This window comes from Brucella oryzae (assembly GCF_041929965.1).
In the GTDB taxonomy this organism is placed as follows: domain Bacteria; phylum Pseudomonadota; class Alphaproteobacteria; order Rhizobiales; family Rhizobiaceae; genus Brucella; species Brucella oryzae.
This window is the reverse complement of the sequence record NZ_JBHEEO010000077.1, coordinates 1-675: the sequence shown is the minus strand read 5'-3', so window position 1 is coordinate 675 and position 675 is coordinate 1. Positions and strand designations below refer to the sequence as shown.

Here is a 675-nt window from a genome sequence, read left to right as displayed (position 1 = left end):
TCGATAATCTCACGTGCTGCGGGTCGTTTGTGACTGGACAGATTGTCGAGAATGACAATATCGCCTGGCTTCAACGTCGGAACGAGAACCTGACCGACATAAGCCTCAAACCATTCCCCATTGATCGGTCCGTCAATGACAAGGGGTGCGACCATTCCTGTGTTTCGCAATCCTGCAACAAGTGTCGTTGTCTTGCGATGACCATGTGGGAAGCCCATTCGCAGCCGCTCGCCCTTGAGGCAGCGTCCGTGCGTACGTGACATATTGGTTGCAGTCCATGTCCCGTCGATAAAGACCAGCCGTGCAGGATCGAATCGAGATCGAGCTGCTTGTCAAACCAGGACTGACGCATTTCCAAAAGATCCGGACGGCTTTGCTCTACCGCATGGCCAGTCTTTTTTGCGTGTTTGGTTATGCCGGACAAGGAAACGGTGTAACGCCGACTTGCTGATGACGACACCTTGCGCAGACAGAGCATCACGCAACTCAAACAAGGTGCCGTCGCGATGCTCGCCGAGCCAGGCCATAATCAGATCAGCGTGAGCTTCCGTCTTGTGGGAACTACGGTCACCTCCAAGCGGGCCGGGACGACCATTCCCTTTTTCAAGTTGCAAGTTTCGCCAACGGCCGACACTCGCCACACCAACGCCAAACCGTTCTGCAGCCTCCCGATGC

General features: G+C 55.1%; 1 pseudogene. It reads right to left on the bottom strand.

Annotated elements, in window-relative coordinates:
• A pseudogene (locus JNC70_RS22805) lies at window positions 1–675 on the bottom strand (IS630 family transposase); the annotation flags it as partial.